This is a genomic window from Streptomyces sp. NPDC060049, from assembly GCF_042736715.1.
Lineage (GTDB): Bacteria > Actinomycetota > Actinomycetes > Streptomycetales > Streptomycetaceae > Streptomyces.
Map to the genome: position 1 here is coordinate 466,930 of NZ_JBHWVV010000005.1, position 15,992 is coordinate 482,921.

Consider the following 15,992-nt stretch of genomic DNA (forward strand, 5'->3'; position numbering starts at 1 on the left):
TTATCGCCTAGCGAGGCATTGGAGACCCCGTGTCCCGGACGTCCTTCCGCGCCGCCTACGACGCGATGCTCGGCCGCTGGCCCGGCACCGCAGAAGCCGTCGAGGTGCCCACCCCCTACGGAGCCACCCGGGTCAACAGCTGCGGTCCGGCCGGCTCGCCGCCGGTGGTACTCCTGCCCGGCGGAGGAGCCACCTCGACCGTGTGGGGGGCCTGCGCGGCCGCCGGGCTCGCCGGGAGCCGGCGGGTGCACGCGGTGGACCTGATGGGAGATTCCGGCTTCAGCGTGCCGGAGCCCGCGCGGCCGCTACGGGCGGTCGCGGACCTCACGAGCTGGGTCGACGCCGTCCTCGACGGGCTCGGTTGCGGCCCGGTGACCCTGGTCGGACACTCCTACGGGGCGTGGATCGCCGCCCACTGGGCCCCCGCGCGGGCCGAACGGCTGCAGCGCCTGGTCCTGCTCGACCCCACCCGCGTCTTCACCGGGCTCCGGCTCCCCTACGTCCTGCGGGCATTGCCCGTGCTGGTCCGGCCCACCCCGCAGCGGATGCGGTCCTTCCTCACCTGGGAGAACGGCGGCCCGGTACCCGACCCGCTGTGGCTGCGGCTCCAGGAGGAAGGCGCCGACTTTCCGGCGGCCCGGCCGGTCACCGGCCCGCGCCCGGACCTTGCCGAGCCGGCGGAGCTGCCGCATGACCGGATCGACGTGCTCTTCGCCGCGCACGCCCGCTGCCACGACGCCACCCGCGCGGCCCGAGCCGCACGGGTGGCACTGCCGGGCGCGCGAGTGGACATCATTCCCGGCACACACCACGCCCTGCCGCTGACAGCCGCCCAAGAGATCGCGCGCCGCCTGACCGTCTAGTGCAGTGCCCGGGAAGGTTGGCGGTGAGGATCGCGGTGCGGCGGCAGCCACGTCGACTTGGGGCACACAGTCAGGCGTACCGGCCCGGACCGCGAGGCCGCCTGGACGATCCCCTGCACATCGAGTGGCGCGGCGACGGACCGACCTCTGGAGCACCGACCCCGGCCGGGCATGAGCGCAGCAGTGCGAACAGCCACCCGATGAGGTGGCGGGCCGCGGGAGCCACAGGGGCTTTTCATGCGCTGGGTACACGGTTCGGTGTTTCAGGCACCCGCACTGCGTACCATCGCATCACACTGTTCACCCCGAGATGGCGAGGACCTATGACTACAGCAAGCAACAACGCGGCGCGCATCAAGGCCGATTACGCGCAGCAGATCTCCGGCGATCTCTCAGCGAACCGGACTGCGCAGGAGCAGGCGCGGGTCGAACTGCAGCGACTGCAGGAGGAACTGATCCAGATGGAAGAGAACGAGCAGGTTCTCCTGAAGATGCAGGAGGCTCTGGGTATCGCGGCTGAGTCTGTGACTCCTCAGGTCGCGAAGCGCGTTGCGAGGCGTACATCGGTACCTGCCGCGCGCAGTGCTTCCCCGAAGAGCGAGAAGACCGCAGCACTCAAGTCGGAAGCCGGTACGGTCTCCCAGACGCGGGAGGCCGCTGCGAAGGCCCGGACTCCGAAGAAGACCGAAGGTCCTTCCTGGCTTGAGCTGGTCACCGATGTCATCACCCAGCAGACAGAACCGAAGTCCGCAGCCGAGGTCACAGACATGCTGAGCGCGGCCCACCCCGCGCGCAAGGTGCAGGCAGCAGTCATCCGCAACACCCTCGAACAGGGCGTCGCGCGCGGGCTCCTCGAGCGCTCCAAGCAGGGACGCTCCGTCTACTACAACTCGACCAGCTCAACCGCGGCAGGCCCTCACCCCGAGCCTTCGAAGACGGTCTAGTAGGACACCTCGCGACCCAACCGTCTACCCATGCCCTGCCAGCAGGCCAGTGCCGCACCGGGCAATGTTCGCCCTGTCCTGCATACGGTAGGTCCATGAGTGGTGGTGGCCGGCCGGACCTGGACGAGATCGAGGCATGCTCTGCTGCGTGGTCGAGGGACGTGTGAGCCGGATGCAGCTGAGCGGTGGGCCCAACGCCGGGTTGTAGACGACACGCTTGAAGGGGACGAACTGTCCTGGTGGGCGCGGCGACGCTCGGTGCGTCGGCGAGTGCCCGTGCCCGGCCCGCCGGACGGGCTCGACTCCACGGTCCCGGAGAAGGCCTTGGCCTGGGAGCGGCAGGCTCGGATGCCGACCCGGGAGCGGGTGATCGGCACGATGGAGGCCCGGCACGCCGGAGACCGCGACCGCGACTGCGACCGCCGCGGGCCAGGTTCCAACAGCGGACGCCGCAGCCTCTCGCGTGAGACGTCCGCGTGCGTCAGCGACGAGACGCTGGGGTGCGGGACGCGACGCGAACCTGCGTACTCCGTGGCCATCGGCATCTACCACTCGGAGGCGAAGGCAGGCGGCATGCTCACGTTTCCCACAGGTCGCACGGGCGCCTCTTTCGTTCCCAGCCTTGACCGTCGGCGCGTTCCCGCGGCCCCGGAATGCACCGACCTTGCCTGATACCGGCAGGCAACCGTCCCCGCCCTCATCGAGCGCGCCGCCGGCCGCAGGCAATGCGCGAATGCCGCCACCTCCCGGCGGGGAGGTGGCGGCATTCAGAGCGTCAGCACTCGCGCAGGCCCGGCGCGGGGTCGACCGACGTGTGGACGTCCACGGCCGCGACGTTGCCCCACTGGCCGTTGTCCAGCTGGGTCCAGTACCAGACGTTGTTGCCGCCGGCGTGCTGGTCACCGCGGCCCCAGCACTGGAACCAGCTGGGGCTCGTGTTCAGCGGCCCCCGCACCGCGGAGTTGTACCGGCGGTGCTCGTAGCCCTTGGCGCCGACCCGGTTGCCGCACCACAGCTTGCCGTCGGCCCGGACGCCGCATTCGGCGGCCGCGCTCTTCCCGGCGACGGGCGTCGCCGCGGCGGGCCCGGTCACGGTGGCCATGCCGCCCGCCAGTGCGGCGGCGGCGAGACCCAGGATGATCTTCTTGCGTGCGGACATGCTTCCTCCTCGAAAGGGCTCCCTCGGGAGCCGGGTGATGGGTGCGCGTGGTCAGTGGTGCGGGTGGTCGTGGTCAGGGGTGCGGGTGGTAGTGGTCAGTGGTGCGGGTGGTCAGGGGCGCGGGTGGATGCTCAGGGGCAGGTGCGTACGCCGTCCAGCCAAGCGGCGCCCTTGATGTAGATGTTGGTGATCCACGCCCCGTACTCGGGCAAGTAGGACCAGGCGTCGTTGGTGTAGCCCTCCGCCGTCACCGGTTCGGCGTGCTTCTGGCATTCGACGCGCACCGTGGTCGGGCCGGGGAACCGGTGCACCCGCGGGCTCGTCGTGGACGGCTCCTTGTGGGTCCACACATCGGTGCCCCAGGTGCTGAACGTGCCGGGAGCCGCCGCCGCGGCGATGCGTACCGCTCCCGCGTAGTCCCCGCCCAGCCGTACGTCGCTGACGGTGATCCGGGTGCCCGATTCCCGGGCTTCGACCATCTTCCCCGCGCCCAGATAGACCGCGATGTGGTGGACCGAGCCCCCCGACCCCCAAGCGAGCAAGTCCCCCGGCAGCAGCGGCGTGGTCCCCTGGGCGGCAGTGAAACGCTGCTCCACCTGCGGCGCGTGGAACTGGTGGTACGCGTTGCCGGGCAGCGGGTCGCCGCCGGCGGCGCGGGCGTAGGCGTACCGGACCAGTCCCGAGCAGTCGAAGCCCAGCCGCTCCGGGTCATGTGCGCTGTCCGGGTCGCTCGGGTCGACCTGACCGTACGTCGGCCCCGGCTGCGGCCCGTGACCGCCGCCCCAGGTGTACCAGACGCCGATCTGTTCGCATGCGGCCCGTACGGCTCCCTGCGCCACCGCGGAGGCCCCGGGGGCGAGCACGTCGCACGATCCCCCCGCCTTCGGTGCCGGTGCCGGTGCCGCGGCCGCCGGGGTGCCGCAAGTACCTCCCCACACGGCCAGGAAGGTCACCGCCGCCACCGCCGCCCCCACCGTTCTCCTCATCGCCATGTCCGTCCCCGTCCCCGTCGCGGTGTCCCGCGGGTCGTCGCGCTCGTCGTGGTGTACGTCGGCGGTGCCCGTCGTCTGGAGCACGGGCCGGTTGTCCGCCGGGCACTCCGAGACTGTGCCCCGCCACCCCTCCGTGTCGAGGAAGCACGGGTCGCCCAACGCAACGGGAAACGGGAAACTCCCGGGAAACCCCCTCCCACCAGGCCGTTTGAGTAACCGTCAATAAGCCACTCGGTAGCCGTGGCACCGGTGCTTTACGACGTCTGCCTGCGCGGTGCCGTACTGCACGGCCCGGATGGGGCCCAGCCCCTCGCAGTCCGGTCGCCCTTTTCGTGGCTCCGCGATGGGGCCTCCGACCTTCCGGTCCGGCATGACCTCCCCCTCCTATTGCGGTTGATATTCCGGAGGATGGCGTCACCGGGCCTGGCCCGGAGGCATCGGAGGGGACCCCCGATGAAGGGCTTGAGCACTCCGCGAACTCTTCGCCAACCGAAGGCCAAGCACGGAACAGTGCTCGTCGTGGTCGACCCAGCCGGTCTCGATCGGGGTCCTGCCACTGGCGGCCGCGAGGGACACGGGCTCCCCAGTCGCCCACCTGCCCGGCCTGACGACGCGGCGGAGCGCCGACCTCTGTCCCGGCGAGGCCGAAACGGACGCGAAGGACGCGTTCAGCGCGTCTCCTCCGGCCCTCCGACTACCCGTCACCTCTGTAGATCGCCCGCGGCCATCGGCGCGATTCGCGGTCGAGTCCTTGTGCCTGCAACCGCGCTCGCCCCCGCCACCCCAGGTGGTCGGCCCGGCGCTTCTGCTCTACGCCCAGCCCGTCAGCCGCACCGCCCGACTCCGCCGCGACCGGTCATCCGGACCGGCGGCCGGTCCGGGCTGGTCCTGAGCCACACCGCAGGTCGGCCCATCTCCGCACCAGCCGTGACCATCCGACTGAACGAGCCCGGCAGGCACGCCCGCCCCGCGACACCAGTCTGATCGAACTCGCCGCGGGGCTGATCGCCCTCGCCCTCGCACGGCTCCTCGGCTGCAACTTCACGCGGGCCGGAAAACTGGGCGACCCGAGCAGCACCTCCGCACGCGCCTGCGCTATGCCGCCGGCTCGGTCCACGGCTAGAGCCTCCCCTTTGGTCTCTTCTGGATAATCCATCTCGGATCGATTTGTTCTACGCTGGCAGATATGACCGCCATGACGCCCGCGCGCACCGAACCGGATCTGTCGTTCCTCCTGGACCACACCAGTCACGTCCTGCGGAGCATGATGTCCGCCGCCCTCGCCGAGATCGGCCTGACCGCCCGCATGCACTGCGTGCTCGTCCACGCCCTGGAGGAGGAGCGCACCCAGATCCAGCTCGCCGAGATCGGCGACATGGACAAGACCACGATGGTGGTGACGGTGGACGCCCTGGAGGAGGCGGGTCTGGCCGAGCGCCGCCCCTCCAGCAAGGACCGGCGTGCCCGGATCATCGCCGTCACCGATGAGGGTGCCCGCGTCGCCGGGCAGAGTCAGAAGATCGTCGACCGCGTGCATCACGACGCCCTGGCCGCGCTCCCCGAGGGGGACAGGGAAGGCCTTCTCCGGGCCCTGAAGAGCCTGGTCGGCGACGGCTTGGCGACCCCCGTCGAGGCCCCGCGCACCGCCCGCCGGGCCCGCCAGTCCAGATGAGCGGGGAGTCGGGCCCGCAAGTGCGCATGCGGGACCGCAAGTGGGACCGCAAGTGAGACCGCAAAATATAGTCTGCAACAAAACCATCTGTTACGGTCTCTCCTGTCACCCCAACCGACAGGAGAGACCGCATGTTTGCCGCATCCGCCTCCGCGCCGCCGTCACCCGCTTCTCCCGCCGCCCCGCGATCACGCCGACTCGCCCTCGGAGTCATCGCCACCGGGATGCTGATGATCATCCTCGACGGCTCCATCGTGACCGTGGCGATGCCGGCCATCCAGAACGACCTGGGGTTCACCCCGGCCGGCCTCAGCTGGGTCGTCAACGCCTACCTCATCGCGTTCGGCAGCCTGCTCCTGCTGGCCGGCCGGCTCGGCGACCTGATCGGTCGCAGGCGCATGTTCCTGGCCGGCACCGCCGTCTTCACCGCCGCCTCGCTGCTGGCCGGCGTGGCCACCTCCCCCGCCGTACTGATCGCCGCCCGCTTCCTCCAGGGCATCGGCAGCGCGATGGCTTCCGCCGTCAGCCTGGGCATCCTCGTCACGCTGTTCACCGAGCCCGGGGAGCGGGCCCGGGCCATTGCCGTCTTCAGCTTCACCGGCGCGGCGGGCGCATCGATCGGACAGGTCCTCGGCGGCGTACTCACCGACGCGCTCAACTGGCACTGGATCTTCTTTATCAATCTGCCGATCGGCGTCGCCGCCCTCGTGATCGCCGTCCGCGTCCTGCCCGGTGATGTCGGTTTGGGCCTCAAAGCGGGCGCGGACGCCGTCGGCGCGGTCCTGGTCACCGCCGGCCTGATGCTCGGCATCTACACCGTCGTCAAGGTCGAGGCGTACGGCTGGACCTCGGGCCGCACCCTCGGCTCCGGCGCCCTCGCCGCCGTACTGCTCGCCGCGTTCCTCGTCCGCCAGGCCACCGCGAAGAACCCGTTGATGCCACTGCGGATCTTCCAGTCGCGCAGCGTCTCGGCCGCCAACCTGGTCCAGATCCTGATGGTCGCCGCGCTCTTCTCCTTCCAGATCCTCGTCGCCCTGTACCTCCAGAAGGTGCTCGGATACGGCGCAGCCGAGACCGGCCTCGCGATGCTCCCGGCAGCCGCCGTCATCGGCGCCGTCTCCCTGGGAGCCTCCGCACCTCTCAACGCCCGCTTCGGTGAGCGCAACGTCCTGCTGGCGGGCATCGTGCTCCTCATCGGTGCCCTCACCCTCCTCACCCGCGTCCCCGTGCAAGCCAGTTACGCCGTCGACCTCCTCCCCGTCATGCTGCTCGCCGCGGGCTTCGGCCTCGCGCTGCCGGCGCTGACCACACTCGGTATGTCCGGCGCGAGCGAGGAGGACGCCGGTCTCGCGTCCGGCCTCTTCAACACCACCCAGCAGATAGGCATGGCCCTGGGCGTCGCGGTCCTGTCCACCCTGGCCGCCTCGCGCACCGAGAGCCTCGCGGCGGGCGGCCGCACGACGGCCGAAGCGTTGACCGGTGGCTACCGGCTCGCCTTCACGGTCGGCGCGGGGCTCCTGGCGATCGCCTTCGCCGTCGCCTTTACGATGCTGCGCCGCCCCGAGCGCCAGGCCGCTCAGGAGCCGGTCACCGACGCGCCGGCTCCCGCCCGCGCCACAGCCGTCTGAGCCGCTCTCTCACCCACCCCACCTCGACCGCCGAAAGGCTGATCCCCATGACCGAGAACACCGCCACCCAGACCACTACCGACATCACCAGGAACGACGGTCCGGCCCCCCACGTGCTCACAGACCAGGAGCTCTCCCAGCTGCTGCGCCGGCAGCGGTTCGGCGTACTCGCGAGCGTCAGGAGCACCGGCCACCCGCACCTGTCGACCGTCCTCTACGACTGGAACGCCGAGGAGCGCGTCCTGCGCGTCTCCTCCACCGCCGACCGCCTCAAGGTCCGCCGGCTGCGCCGAGACCCGCACACCTCACTGCACGTCAGCGGTCCGGACGTCTGGTCGTTCGCCGTGGCGGAGGGCGAGGCGGAGATCGTCGACCCGGCCGACGGGGCGGCCCCCGGCGAGCAGCCGCTGCCCGACCGGCGCGTGGTGATCCTGATCCGGGTCTCCCGCCTGTACGGAACCGCTTTGGAGATCCCCGCCCAGGACTGAGGACCCGGTGCCTACGCCCGATCGCGGAGGGGTCGATGTAGCGCAGGGCGTGGTGAGGCGTGGGCGGCGCGCCCGCCCCACCACCAGGTGGCGGCCGGCGTGCCTATCGAGCCAGGGCGATCGTTGGGTCCTCCGCGTCCCTCAGCTCGCGCTTGAGGATCTTGCCGGTGGCGTTGGTGGGCAGGACGTTGCGGAATTCCACGAGGCGGGGGTACTTGTAGCCCGCCATCTCGTCCTTGCACCAGGCGATCAGCTCTTCCTCGGTGAGCGTCGAGCCTGAGGTGCGGACCATGCACGCCTTGATCTCCTCGCCGTGGCGGTCGTGCGGCACGCCGGTGACGGCCGCCGTGCGCACGGCGGGATGGGTGAGCAGCACCTCCTCGACCTCCCGCGGGTACACGTTGAAGCCACCACGGATGATCATGTCCTTCGCCCGGTCCACGATGCAGAACCAGCCGTCGGCGTCCCGGCGGGCCAGGTCACCGGTGCGGACCCAGCCGTTGTGCATCACCTCGGCCGTCGCCTCGGGTCGGTTGTAGTAGCCCTTCATGACGTTGTGGCCGCGGACGACGATCTCGCCGATCGCGTCGGCGCCCTGGACCGGTGCCCGGTCCTTGTCGACCAGGTCCACCTCGACGCCCCAGACGGGGCGCCCGATGGAGCCCGGACGCACCTCCTCGCCGGGCGGCACGAAGGTGGCCGCCGGGCTGGCCTCCGAGAGGCCGTACCCCTCCATGATGGTGACTCCGAAACGCTCTCCGAACCGGCGGTGGATCTCGACCGGCAGCGCCGAGGCTCCCGACCCGGCCGTCCGCAGGTTCTTGGCGCTCAGCGACAGGTCGACATCGGGCGCATCCTCTTCGAAGGGCCCAGTACATCGTGGGAACACCGGCGAAGAACGTGACGGCATGGCGTTGCATCAGGGCCAGGGCGGACGTGTACAAGGGTGAAGCCCGAATCCGCCGCCGGAAGCCGTCAGCCGCCGACAGCGCGAGCGACGAGATCACCCAGGGCGTCCACGAAGCGGGCGTCGGGCGTCTCCTGCTCCCGGATCAGCCGGAAGAGCAGCGGCGCGGCCAACAGCGTGGCCGCGGCCCGGCCGCCGTGTGACCTCTACGCCACGTCCCCCGTGAGACCCGCCGGGCCCTGGCCCCCTTCCGTCTCGCCGGTTTCCTCCATGGCGCCAGAGCCCGGCGACCCTCCGGTCGACTGCCTGCCCTCAGTTCCCTCGGTCGGCGCTGTCGGCGCGCCCTGACCGCGCTCGACTCCCTCGGCCCCCTGAGTTCCCTCGATGCTCACGGAGCCGCCCTTGCTCTTGAGCTCGATCTTGTGGCGCCCGCCTCCGGACATCTTGGGAACGCGCACCGTGAGCAGGCCCTCGCTCAGGTCCGCCTCGCACTGCTCCGCGTTCACCGCGCCGGGCAGGCTCGTGCGGTAGGAGAACGTACCTGTCCTGCGGGAGAGAACCTTGCCGCGGTGCTCCTCGGTGATCTCGCCGCTGATGCTCAGGGCTTTGTCATCGAGCTCGATGTTCACGTTCTCGCCGGGGACGCCCGGCAGCTCCATCCGGACCACGTACGCGTCTTCGGTCTCCTCTTCCTCGGCCATCGGCAGCCACTGTCCGCCGCCGGTGGCAGGAACCGTCGTCTGCTCCCGGAGCCGGCCCATCGCACCCCACATGTTCTCGAAGTCCCGGAACGGGTCCCACGACGGCCGCACACGCTCGGGCAGACCGCTTCCGCGCCGCATTGGCAGCACCATCGTCAACACCTCCATGCCGCGACCGGGAGAAGGCCGAGATCCAGTCGGCAGGACTGCTTTCCCCTCCCGGTGTCCGTCGCCTTTCCGGACCGACGCCGGCTAAACCAGCAACGGGGAGGCGCAGACGGTTCGGGAGATCGGTCCAGGTTCGGGGAGCTGGTGCTGAGCTCAGGCTTCGACGTAGGCCACGATCGTGATCGTCCGCAGGGCGGTCACGTAGTAGATGACCCGTACCCCGTCGATCTCGTCCGCGTAGTCGCGCAGCAGGGTGCCGGGGACTTCGGTGCCGAGCTCGGGGTTGACGCTGATGGCGACGATCGCGCGGTCCAGGCGGTGGGTTTCGCTCGCTGTGAGCTTGGTCAGCTGGGTGAGCGCGGGCTCCACCATGACGGCGCGCGAGCGGCGTGCGGCGTGGTCAGGCGACACGGGGCTGCTCGTCCGCGAGGCGGGCGAGGTGGGTGTCGCGGGCGGTCTCCCACGGCACACCGGTCTCCGGCACTGGATAACCGTTCGCGGCGATGTCCTCGAGCACCGAGGCGAGGACGTCGACCTTCGCGCGCTGCTCTGCCGCATAGGCGAGGGCGGACGCGGCGGCGTGCTCGTCGAGGGGCTGTCGATCGGGCACGGGCGCGGTGACCGGCTGGCTCATCCGGGGCTCCTGGGCTGTCTCTGGCGTGTGCATCCACGGTATCGCCGCGCGGGGTCGATGGAGGCCGATACGGACGAAGACCCGCGTCCAGGCAATCAGCCGCGGACGCGGACGGCGCCCCGCCGGAGGTCGGTGATCCGTCGGGTGCGGCGGCGGAGCGGGACGGTTCAGGCCAACGACGTCAACGGCCTGGTCAGCGGGTCGGCAGCTGCGGCGGGCCGGTGGGGCCGACCGGTGGTAGGCGGTGTGCTGTGAGTTGTTCCTCGGCGGCTAGGAGCGCGGCGGGTGCGTTGCGCTGTCCCATGAGTACGCACAGGGTGTAGGCGGCGTCGTCGAGTTCCGCGCGTTGGGCCGCGTCGTGCGGTGCTGCGAGTGTGCGGCGTCGGGCGGCACGGAGGTGATTGAGGTGCTTGCGCAGGACCTGGGGTGGCGGGCGCAGCCCCAGGGGGGTGGTGGCGGACGGGTTCTGGGCTCGGTTGATCTCGGTGCGCAGGAGGGCTTCGAGCCGCGGGTCGGCCGGGGCGTGGGCGTGGGTGGCGATCAGGTTCTCGGCGAGGTCCCGGGTGGTGGCCGCCGCGGCGTGGGCCGCGTTCGTGAGGATCCGGCGGGCGGTGTCGGCCGTGCAGGGCACCAGCGCCATCACCACGCCGGTCGCCCGCGAGAAGGCGGAACGGGCAGCCAGGTCGTCCAGCCCGGCCGGGGCCGTTCCGGTCGCCGTCCGCTCGGCGCGGTGGCCCGGCGCGGGCGTCTCGTTCACGCGTGCGCTCCTTTTGCTCGCTGTCGCTGGAGCCGCTGTCTAGCACCTCCAAAGGCGCCTCCACCGAAACAGGGATTGTGAATCCTCCGATCCGGCGGTTCTGGATGCGCCTCCTTGACGTCCTGGTGCCGCCCCTGTCCTTACCGGTGGCGCCCGCCCGGCCCGAGCGGGGGGGGCCGGGCCTGCCCTGAGCGGGTGGGGCCGGGCCGGTCGGCTCTTACCCGCGCTCGGCGGGCGATGCCGTCAGGGCGGAGGAGCGGAACTCCACGGGAGATGCTCGCCCAAGCCGCACGGGCGACCAAGGACACCCGGCTCCTGGAGGTGACCTCCTCCTGTCACCCGCGGACCCTCCGCCAGATGCGGTGGACCAACACCCTGATCAAAAACCTCTCTCCGCAGATCCTGACGAGCCTGTGACCACTGCCGTTCCGGTCACGGCTAAACCTCGGGAAGGGACGGATCGGGCGTCCAGGGAGATGGTGCGGTGATCGCCCAACGTTCGTGGTCGCGCCAGGCCCCGTCGATGAAGAGATAGGCCGGCGAGAGGCCTTCGTAGCGGAAGCCCAGGCGCTGGACCAAAGCCAAGGACCCCTTGTTCGCCGACTGGACGTTCGCCTCCAGACGGTGGAGCCGAAGGTCGTCGAAGGCGTGCTTCAGGATGGCGGTGAGCCCCTCCGTCATGTAACCCCGCCCCGCGGACGGGGCGAACGCCGCGTAGCCCAGGGACGCGCCCTGGTAACGGCCCCGGATCATCGAGTTGATGTTGACCGTGCCGGCAGCCGCACCGGTCCCCCGGACGCGGATCAAGTAGCCCCGGTTGGTGCCGTCGTCAAAGCGGCGCATCCAGTCCTGGAACTCCTCCGCGGTCGTGGGCAGTTGCATCCACGGCGAATGGAGCTCGGCACTGGCCCGCACGAGCGAGCAGAACTCATCCTGGTCGGCGAGCGTGAGCGGACACAGTTCGACCCGTGACGGCGTATTTGTCATGGCTTCATGCTAGAACCCCTACCGAAGGGCCACACTGTCGGCCGGAGAGACGTTCTCGCGATCGGGGTCGGTCAGGACGACATGACGAAGCGCAGGGCGTAGCCGGAAGCGGTCGTCCAGTGGGTGACGCGGGCGAAGTCGTTGTAGTACAGCGTGTCGACCCCGGGCAAAGCGACGTTGATCGGCATGGTCGCGTTGCGGCCGGCCTCGGGGCCCTGGAGTGCGACGGTCATCGCCTTCGCCTGGGCCTCGTCCATCGGGCCGTTGAGGATCATTGCGGCGTATGCCTGCCGGCCCGGCGCAAGGGTGGTCAGGGGTTCATCGGGGTTGGCGCTGTCCTTGATCTCGGTGACCGAGGCATTGGCGTCATCGAGTTGTACCAGGGGGTAGCGGTAGACGCTGCACTCCTTGTCGCTGGTGTTGGTGACGGTGAGGAGGATGTGTCTGACGCTCCTGCCCTTCTCGTCCTGGCTCGTGGCGGCGAGCGAAACGTCGGCCTGGGTGCAGGCGGCGGCGCTGCCGTTGCCGTCGGTCCTGCTCGTACCGGGGGCCGGCTTCGCCGGAGGCGTTCCGCTCCCGGGAGGCGCCGGACTCGTCGGGCTGGTGGTGCCCGACTGGTCCGAGGTCGCGTTGTCGTTCGTACCGTCGCCCGGGTTCGGCGAGCACGCCGTGGACGCGAGCAGCGCGGCGACCGTCACGACCCCGAAGGCGCAGGCCTCCCAGCCTCTACGGCTCTTACGGACAGCAGCTTTCATGGTGTTCCCCCGTCATCGGCCATATACGGCCGCTATCGGCTCTCGGATGTCGGATGTCGGATGTCGGATGTCAGGACGTTGACCGCGTCGCGCCTGCGAGCAATCGGCGCGAATGGATCAGATCGGTACCGTGGTCCCGGATATGGGCGCCATAGCCAGTCTGCGATACCGGTCGCCTTCATCCGGCCTCCCTCACAAGCCTGTTGCCGATTGAGTGCAGGGAGGCCACGCTTCCGTCAGACGACGGCGTCCTGGCTGCTCAGGGGATCACCGAGTCGGTTCTACACCAGTGCCGCGAGCGACCCGAGAGGACGTACTCGTCCGCTCGCCCGGGCTACTGCCGCTGTCCGGGCGGGGCCCGGTAGGACCGGGAGCCCCGCCCGGACGCCCGGGTAGTCAGCCTGCCTAGACCCGCTCGAAGCGCCGGACCTCCTCGGACGCAGGCGGCTCCGTGGACGCCGGAGCGGTGGACGCCGGATCGCCCGTACCGGACAGGCGGTTGCCCATCCGCTGGCACACGTGGCCGGCCCACCGGCGCCAGCCGGCGATCTTCGGGGACCAGTAGTCCCGGACCAGTCCGCCCAGCCGCTGGGCGACCGGCGGGCCGACGACCACCAGGACGACACCGATCAGCACAGCCGTAGGGGTCGGGTTCTCGACGGCCAGGGACAGGGCCGTCTCGATCATGCTCTTCAACTTGATCTCCGTGTCGATGGACGGGCGCCGCGCGCCCGATCCGGAGATCAGGCAGCCGGCGCCCAGGAAGGGTGAGGGGCATCGAGCTGGAGAGCCAGTTCAGGTCCTCGGGGGACCTCGGGTGAGGCCATCCGGATCACACCGCAGGGCGAACACGCCAGCGGCGGCGCGTGGTCGACGTACGCGTACGCCACTGGCGACAACCACCGCTGGATGACGACGAGGAGGTCGGCCCGCCACACCTCCAACATGCCTGCGAGAACCGCCAGCCGGTCGGCGTAGGAGCGGGCGATGACCGCAGCTCCCCCGAGCGACTGGCAGAGGGCGGCGAACGAAGGGGCATCCACCACCGGACTCCGCAACCCCGCCGCGCAGACGTACGCACCGAAGACCTGCGGAGGGTCGGGCTCCCTCACCAGCGGGGTGTTCCCGTACCGTCGGCGCAGTTCGCGGACCCTGTCCACGGAGGGGACCACTCCCAAGGCCTCGCCCAAGAGCCGGGCCACAGAGGAGCGGTCGCAGCGCGGCTCCACACCGCCGAACTTGCGAGCCACATCCATGATGTGGTTAAGGAAGGAGTGGTGGGACCACACCACTCCTACGCGCGTCTTCGCTTCGACGACCTCGACCCGCTCACCTTGGTGGAGCGCATGGTCAAAGGCCTGGACGAACCGGTCGTCGGAGTACGAACCGCCGAGCAGCGCCGCTTCGGCGACCACAGGGGAAGCAGCGCGGCGCACGAGCTCCGCGGCTACGACCTCGTCCCACTGCTCCCACGCCGACATGCGTCCCAGGGTACCGGCGCGCCAGGACGACGGGGGGCGTGTTCGCGAGTTGGTCGCTCTGACCAGGCAGCGGCGGACGTGGGTGGGGGTGACCCCCTCGGGGCTGGGGGGTCAACTGTAGTGAGCGGGTCGGCCGTTGCACCTAGCGTCTGACGGGTGAGACACATACGACTGGCACCCGCGACCGCAACGCCCCGCACCCACCGCCCCGAGGAGGCATCGTGATGACCGCCGCCTCGGCTGTGCGCCGCGCCTCCGCCGTGCGCCGCGCCTCGGCCGTGCGCCGCGCCTCCGCCGTGGGCCTCGCCCTCGCCGTCTGCCTCGGGGTCGCCCCCGCCACGGCCACTGCGGTCCCCGGCGCGCCGAAGTCCGCCTCCGGACTCGACCGTTACTACGACCAGCGACTGGGCTGGGGCAGCTGCGTCAAAGGCCCGGACGACACCATGGGCCGTGGTCTGGACGCGGGCGGCGTGCAGTGCGCGGACGTCACCGTGCCGCTCGACTACACCGCCCCCCGGGGACGTACGATCACCGTCGCGATTTCCCGGCTCAAAGCCACCGACACCCGCCACCGCATCGGTTCGATCCTGCTCAACAACGGAGGTCCCGGCGGCACCGCCCTCGAATCCCCGCCGGAGTTCCACGCCTGGATGAAGGAGACGGGACCGCGGTACGACATCGTCGGTTTCGACCCGCGCTTCGTCGGCCGCAGCACCCCGCTGGACTGCGGCTGGCCCGTCGGCACCAGTCTCTCCTCGGCCGGTCTCGACCGGGCGGCCTTCGAGCGCCAGGTCGTCCTCCAGAAGGACCTTGCCGCCAAGTGCCGTGCCACCGACGCCGCCGTGCTCCCGCACGTCAGCACCCGCAACACGGCCCGCGACATGGACGTCATCCGCGGCGCGCTCGGCGAGCGGAAGATCTCCTACTTCGGCTACTCGTACGGCACTTACCTGGGCACCGTCTACACCCAGATGTTCCCGGGCCGCACCGACCGCATGGTCCTGGACGGCGCCATCGATCCGCGCAAGTTCGGCCCCCGGATGCTCCAGGAGGCCGTCGGGGAGAACGAGCAGGCGCTCGCCGACTGGGCCGCGTGGGCCGCCGTCCGCGACGACACCTACGGCCTCGGCCGTACCCGCGACCAGGTCGTCGCCACGATCGACCGCCTCATCGAGGAATCCGCGCGCCGCCCGCTCACCGTCGGCACCGGCCCGGACACCTTCCACCTCGACGACAGCCTGATCCCGTTCGTCCTCGTTGCCGGACTCGACAGCGACACCGACTCGTCCCGGGCGGCCCTCGGTGAGCAGGTGTCCGTACTGAACCGGGCGGCGGCGGGACAGCCGACCCGGCTGTCGCCGCAGTTCTCCGGGATCCTGCGCCTCGCGACGACCGGCGAGCAGTCGCACCACGGCAGCGTGCAGTCCGCGGTCATCTGCGGGGACGCAGCCGCCCCGCGCGACCCCGAGGTCTACTGGCGCGACATCCAGCGAAGCCGTGCCGCGTACCCCCGCCTCGGCCCGCTGGTGAACAACATCGGCCCGTGCGCCTTCTGGGACCGGCCCCGCGAGGAGCCCACCGAGGTGAAGCGCGACGCCAAGGTGCTGATCGTGTCCGCCACCGGAGACCCGCGCACCACGCACACGGGGGCCGTTGCCCTGCACGGCCTGCTGCCGAGCTCCAAGCTGCTCACCCTCGAGGGCGCCAACCGGCACGCGGTCTACGGCCTCTACGAGAACGCCTGCGTCGACAACAAGGTCAACCGGTACCTGGCCACCGGCAAGCTGCCCGCCACCGACCAGACCTGCTCCAAGCAGGCCGGCTGAGGGAGAAGCCGCCGAACGTCCGGAAGCGGA

The 15,992-nt window shown here is 70.6% G+C and carries 18 protein-coding genes and 1 pseudogene; 8 read left to right on the forward strand and 11 right to left on the reverse strand.

Annotation, left to right across the window (positions count from 1 at the left end):
• Window positions 1–65: 65 nt before the first annotated feature.
• Complete coding sequence (locus ACFWBY_RS12315) at window positions 66–863, forward strand: alpha/beta fold hydrolase (RefSeq protein ID WP_385342087.1); 798 nt, start codon at window positions 66–68, stop codon at window positions 861–863.
• 323 nt (window positions 864–1,186) lie between these two features.
• Window positions 1,187–1,807: a hypothetical protein gene (locus tag ACFWBY_RS12320; RefSeq protein ID WP_385342083.1), complete on the forward strand. Its 621-nt coding sequence runs from the start codon at window positions 1,187–1,189 to the stop codon at window positions 1,805–1,807.
• A 775-nt stretch (window positions 1,808–2,582) separates the two neighbouring features.
• Here the strand turns inward: ACFWBY_RS12320 and ACFWBY_RS12325 are convergent.
• Entirely contained in the window at window positions 2,583–2,966 is a 384-nt protein-coding gene (locus ACFWBY_RS12325; protein ID WP_385342081.1) for a hypothetical protein, read from the reverse strand.
• 131 nt (window positions 2,967–3,097) lie between these two features.
• Window positions 3,098–4,042 carry a C40 family peptidase gene (locus tag ACFWBY_RS12330; RefSeq protein ID WP_385342079.1) on the reverse strand — a complete coding sequence of 315 codons (945 nt, stop codon included), beginning with the start codon at window positions 4,040–4,042 and terminating at the stop codon, window positions 3,098–3,100.
• 411 nt (window positions 4,043–4,453) lie between these two features.
• On the opposite strand from ACFWBY_RS12330, the pseudogene ACFWBY_RS12335 reads away from it, so the two are divergent.
• The 4 genes and pseudogenes from ACFWBY_RS12335 to ACFWBY_RS12350 all read left to right on the forward strand — a co-directional run.
• Window positions 4,454–4,664 (forward strand): annotated as a pseudogene (locus tag ACFWBY_RS12335) (transposase); the annotation flags it as partial.
• Between the two features lie 480 nt (window positions 4,665–5,144).
• Entirely contained in the window at window positions 5,145–5,630 is a 486-nt protein-coding gene (locus tag ACFWBY_RS12340) for a MarR family winged helix-turn-helix transcriptional regulator (protein WP_385342077.1), read from the forward strand.
• Between the two features lie 131 nt (window positions 5,631–5,761).
• The gene (locus ACFWBY_RS12345) at window positions 5,762–7,258 is read left to right on the forward strand and encodes an MFS transporter (RefSeq protein ID WP_385342075.1); all 1,497 of its coding nucleotides are present in this window, start codon (window positions 5,762–5,764) and stop codon (window positions 7,256–7,258) included.
• A gap of 47 nt (window positions 7,259–7,305) precedes the next feature.
• On the forward strand, window positions 7,306–7,746 hold the full coding sequence (locus tag ACFWBY_RS12350) for a pyridoxamine 5'-phosphate oxidase family protein (protein ID WP_385342073.1): 441 nt from the start codon (window positions 7,306–7,308) through the stop codon (window positions 7,744–7,746).
• Window positions 7,747–7,849: 103 nt separating this feature from the next.
• Here the strand turns inward: ACFWBY_RS12350 and ACFWBY_RS12355 are convergent, their stop codons facing one another.
• The 5 genes from ACFWBY_RS12355 to ACFWBY_RS12375 all read right to left on the reverse strand — a co-directional run bounded on the left by ACFWBY_RS12355 (window position 7,850) and on the right by ACFWBY_RS12375 (window position 10,913).
• Window positions 7,850–8,635 (reverse strand): AMP-binding protein, encoded by a 786-nt coding sequence (locus ACFWBY_RS12355; protein ID WP_385342071.1) that lies wholly within the window; start codon window positions 8,633–8,635, stop codon window positions 7,850–7,852.
• Between the two features lie 224 nt (window positions 8,636–8,859).
• On the reverse strand, window positions 8,860–9,507 hold the full coding sequence (locus ACFWBY_RS12360) for an Hsp20/alpha crystallin family protein (RefSeq protein ID WP_385342069.1): 648 nt from the start codon (window positions 9,505–9,507) through the stop codon (window positions 8,860–8,862).
• Between the two features lie 168 nt (window positions 9,508–9,675).
• A complete protein-coding gene (locus ACFWBY_RS12365; protein ID WP_385342067.1) occupies window positions 9,676–9,933 on the reverse strand; it encodes a hypothetical protein in 258 nt (85 codons plus the stop codon).
• Entirely contained in the window at window positions 9,923–10,156 is a 234-nt protein-coding gene (locus tag ACFWBY_RS12370; protein WP_385342065.1) for a hypothetical protein, read from the reverse strand. The genes ACFWBY_RS12365 and ACFWBY_RS12370 overlap by 11 nt, the downstream gene beginning before the upstream one ends.
• A 193-nt stretch (window positions 10,157–10,349) precedes the next feature.
• Entirely contained in the window at window positions 10,350–10,913 is a 564-nt protein-coding gene (locus tag ACFWBY_RS12375; protein ID WP_385342063.1) for a DUF5133 domain-containing protein, read from the reverse strand.
• Window positions 10,914–11,186: 273 nt separating this feature from the next.
• Between ACFWBY_RS12375 and ACFWBY_RS12380 the strand changes: the two genes are divergently transcribed.
• Window positions 11,187–11,330, forward strand: a complete 144-nt coding sequence (locus tag ACFWBY_RS12380) for a hypothetical protein (protein WP_385342089.1) — start codon at window positions 11,187–11,189, stop codon at window positions 11,328–11,330.
• A 21-nt stretch (window positions 11,331–11,351) separates the two neighbouring features.
• Here the strand turns inward: ACFWBY_RS12380 and ACFWBY_RS12385 are convergent, their stop codons facing one another.
• The 4 genes from ACFWBY_RS12385 to ACFWBY_RS12400 form a co-directional block, all read right to left on the reverse strand.
• Window positions 11,352–11,900: a GNAT family N-acetyltransferase gene (locus ACFWBY_RS12385; RefSeq protein WP_385342061.1), complete on the reverse strand. Its 549-nt coding sequence runs from the start codon at window positions 11,898–11,900 to the stop codon at window positions 11,352–11,354.
• Between the two features lie 71 nt (window positions 11,901–11,971).
• Window positions 11,972–12,655 carry a DUF4232 domain-containing protein gene (locus tag ACFWBY_RS12390; protein WP_385342059.1) on the reverse strand — a complete coding sequence of 228 codons (684 nt, stop codon included), beginning with the start codon at window positions 12,653–12,655 and terminating at the stop codon, window positions 11,972–11,974.
• Between the two features lie 405 nt (window positions 12,656–13,060).
• Window positions 13,061–13,342: a hypothetical protein gene (locus ACFWBY_RS12395; protein WP_385342057.1), complete on the reverse strand. Its 282-nt coding sequence runs from the start codon at window positions 13,340–13,342 to the stop codon at window positions 13,061–13,063.
• A 56-nt stretch (window positions 13,343–13,398) separates the two neighbouring features.
• Entirely contained in the window at window positions 13,399–14,136 is a 738-nt protein-coding gene (locus ACFWBY_RS12400; RefSeq protein WP_385342055.1) for a hypothetical protein, read from the reverse strand.
• A 224-nt stretch (window positions 14,137–14,360) separates the two neighbouring features.
• Between ACFWBY_RS12400 and ACFWBY_RS12405 the strand changes: the two genes are divergently transcribed.
• Entirely contained in the window at window positions 14,361–15,962 is a 1,602-nt protein-coding gene (locus ACFWBY_RS12405; RefSeq protein WP_385342053.1) for an alpha/beta hydrolase, read from the forward strand.
• Window positions 15,963–15,992: the final 30 nt, after the last annotated feature.

Coding starts and splice junctions, on each gene's coding strand:
- ACFWBY_RS12325 (WP_385342081.1), bottom strand. CDS start 2,966: ATGTCCGCACGCAAGAAGATCATCCTGGGTCTCGCCGCCGCCGCACTG.
- ACFWBY_RS12400 (WP_385342055.1), bottom strand. CDS start 14,136: ATGTCGGCGTGGGAGCAGTGGGACGAGGTCGTAGCCGCGGAGCTCGTG.
- ACFWBY_RS12350 (WP_385342073.1), top strand. CDS start 7,306: ATGACCGAGAACACCGCCACCCAGACCACTACCGACATCACCAGGAAC.
- ACFWBY_RS12360 (WP_385342069.1), bottom strand. CDS start 9,507: ATGGTGCTGCCAATGCGGCGCGGAAGCGGTCTGCCCGAGCGTGTGCGG.
- ACFWBY_RS12390 (WP_385342059.1), bottom strand. CDS start 12,655: ATGAAAGCTGCTGTCCGTAAGAGCCGTAGAGGCTGGGAGGCCTGCGCC.
- ACFWBY_RS12405 (WP_385342053.1), top strand. CDS start 14,361: ATGACCGCCGCCTCGGCTGTGCGCCGCGCCTCCGCCGTGCGCCGCGCC.
- ACFWBY_RS12385 (WP_385342061.1), bottom strand. CDS start 11,900: ATGACAAATACGCCGTCACGGGTCGAACTGTGTCCGCTCACGCTCGCC.
- ACFWBY_RS12315 (WP_385342087.1), top strand. CDS start 66: ATGCTCGGCCGCTGGCCCGGCACCGCAGAAGCCGTCGAGGTGCCCACC.
- ACFWBY_RS12340 (WP_385342077.1), top strand. CDS start 5,145: ATGACCGCCATGACGCCCGCGCGCACCGAACCGGATCTGTCGTTCCTC.
- ACFWBY_RS12320 (WP_385342083.1), top strand. CDS start 1,187: ATGACTACAGCAAGCAACAACGCGGCGCGCATCAAGGCCGATTACGCG.
- ACFWBY_RS12370 (WP_385342065.1), bottom strand. CDS start 10,156: ATGAGCCAGCCGGTCACCGCGCCCGTGCCCGATCGACAGCCCCTCGAC.
- ACFWBY_RS12395 (WP_385342057.1), bottom strand. CDS start 13,342: ATGATCGAGACGGCCCTGTCCCTGGCCGTCGAGAACCCGACCCCTACG.
- ACFWBY_RS12380 (WP_385342089.1), top strand. CDS start 11,187: ATGCTCGCCCAAGCCGCACGGGCGACCAAGGACACCCGGCTCCTGGAG.
- ACFWBY_RS12345 (WP_385342075.1), top strand. CDS start 5,762: ATGTTTGCCGCATCCGCCTCCGCGCCGCCGTCACCCGCTTCTCCCGCC.